We start from the raw sequence: 1,887 nt of genomic DNA, 5'->3' as shown, positions 1-1,887 counted from the left end.
ACCGCGCTCGCCGCCGCGCTGCCGCTGCCGGCCCTGGCGCAGGGCCCGTCGCAGGGGCAGCCGGCCGCCCAGGCGCGGCTGCCGCGCAGCGTCATCGCGACCGTCGCGATGGTGGGCGACGTGGTGCGGGAGGTCTCGGGCGGCCGGGTCCGGGCGGAGACGCTGATCGGCGAGGGCGTGGACCCCCACCTGTTCCGCCCGACGCGCGCCGACATCGCCCGTCTGCTGGGCGCCGATGCGGTGTTCGGCAACGGCCACCGGCTGGAAGGCCGCATGGGCGACGTGCTGGAGCGCGTGCGCGCCGCCGGCAAGCCGGTGATCCTGATGGCCGAGTCGCTGCCGCGCGAGAGGCTGCGCGCCAATCCGGACTACCCGGACGCCGCCGATCCGCATGTGTGGATGGACCCGACCCTCTGGGCCGAGGCCTCCGGCGCGGCGGAAGCCGGGCTGGCGCGGCTCGCCCCCGATGCGCGGGAGGCCTTCGCGGACAACCTGGCGCGGTTCCGCGCCCGGCTCGCGCGGCTCGACGCCTATGCGCAGGAGGCGATCGGCAGCATCCCGCAGAACGCCCGCGTCCTGGTCACCGCGCATGACGCCTTCAGCTATTTCGGCGCGCGCTACGGGCTGGAGATCGAAAGCATCCAGGGCCTCTCCACCGAGGCCGAGGCGAACCTGGCGGGCATCGAGGCGCTGGTGCGCAAGCTGGTCGAGCGCCGCGTGCCGGCGGTCTTCGCGGAGACCTCGGTGCCGGACCGCGCTGTGCGCGCCCTGATCGAGGGCGCGGGCGCGCGCGGCCAGCGCGTGGCGCTGGGCGGCAACCTGTTCTCGGACGCGATGGGGCGGCCGGGCAGCTACGAGGGCACCTACGAAGGCATGCTCGACCACAACATCACCATCATCGCCCGCGCGCTCGGTGGCCGCGCGCCGGCCCGCGGCCTCAACGGGAGGCTCGCCGCGTGACGCCCCCGCCCCCGCTCGCCGTCTCCCACCTGACGGTCGCCTATGGGGAGCGGCCGGCGGTGTGGGACGTCACCTGGTCGGCCCCCCCCGGGCTGACGGCGATCGTCGGGCCGAACGGGGCGGGGAAGTCCACGCTGCTCAAGGCCGCGCTGGGCCTGGTGCCGGCGCTGTCGGGCGAGGTGCGCTTCTTCGGCCGCCCGCTGGAGGAGGCGCGCGACCGCGTCGGCTACCTGCCGCAGCGCGCCAGCGTGGACTGGGACTTTCCGGCCACCGCGCTGGATGTGGTGTGCATGGCGCGCTACCCGCGGATGCGCTGGTGGGGCACCGTGCCGCGCCGCCACCGCGAAGCCGCGCGTGAGGCGCTGGCCCAGGTGGGCATGGAAGCCTTCGCCGAGCGCCAGATCGGCAAGCTCTCGGGCGGCCAGCAGCAGCGCGTCTTCCTGGCGCGCGCGCTGGCGCAGGATGCCGAGCTGGTGCTGATGGACGAGCCCTTCGCCGCGGTGGATGCCGCGACGGAGCAGGCGATCGTGACGGTGCTGCGCGACCTGGCGGCGAGGGGGCGGCATGTGGTGGCGGTGCATCACGACCTCGGCACCGTGCCGGACTACTTCTCCTCCGTGCTGCTGCTGAACGCGCGGGTCTTCGCCGCGGGGCCGGTGAAGGAGGCCTTCACCAACCGCAACATCGGGGCGACCTACGGCGCGCGGCTGGCGCTGCTGGACGAGGCCAGCGTGGCCGCCGGGGCGGACGGGGCGTGATCAGCTACAACACGCTGGTCGTGCTGTCGGGCTGCGCGCTGCTCGGTGTCGCGGCCGGCACGGTGGGCACCTTCGCGCTGCTGCGCGGGCGGGCGCTGGTGGCGGATGCGGTGGGCCACGCCGCGCTGCCCGGCGTCGCCGTCGCCGCGCTGATCGTGGCGCTGGTCGG

At 75.5% G+C, this 1,887-nt stretch carries 3 protein-coding genes; all 3 read left to right on the top strand.

What is annotated here, in order from left to right; all coding sequences use genetic code 11:
• A partial coding sequence (locus tag OZN99_RS30770) for a metal ABC transporter solute-binding protein, Zn/Mn family (protein WP_333779791.1) occupies window positions 1–960 on the top strand: 960 nt, incomplete at its 5' end.
• Window positions 957–1,718, top strand: coding sequence for a metal ABC transporter ATP-binding protein (locus OZN99_RS30765; RefSeq protein ID WP_270939009.1), 762 nt, complete (start codon window positions 957–959; stop codon window positions 1,716–1,718). The genes OZN99_RS30770 and OZN99_RS30765, both read left to right, overlap by 4 nt.
• A partial coding sequence (locus tag OZN99_RS30760; protein WP_333779792.1) for a metal ABC transporter permease occupies window positions 1,715–1,887 on the top strand: 173 nt, incomplete at its 3' end. The genes OZN99_RS30765 and OZN99_RS30760, both read left to right, overlap by 4 nt.

Source organism: Falsiroseomonas oryzae (assembly GCF_027856955.1).
Lineage (GTDB): Bacteria > Pseudomonadota > Alphaproteobacteria > Acetobacterales > Acetobacteraceae > Falsiroseomonas > Falsiroseomonas oryzae.
This window is presented reverse-complemented; position numbering and strand designations above follow the sequence as displayed.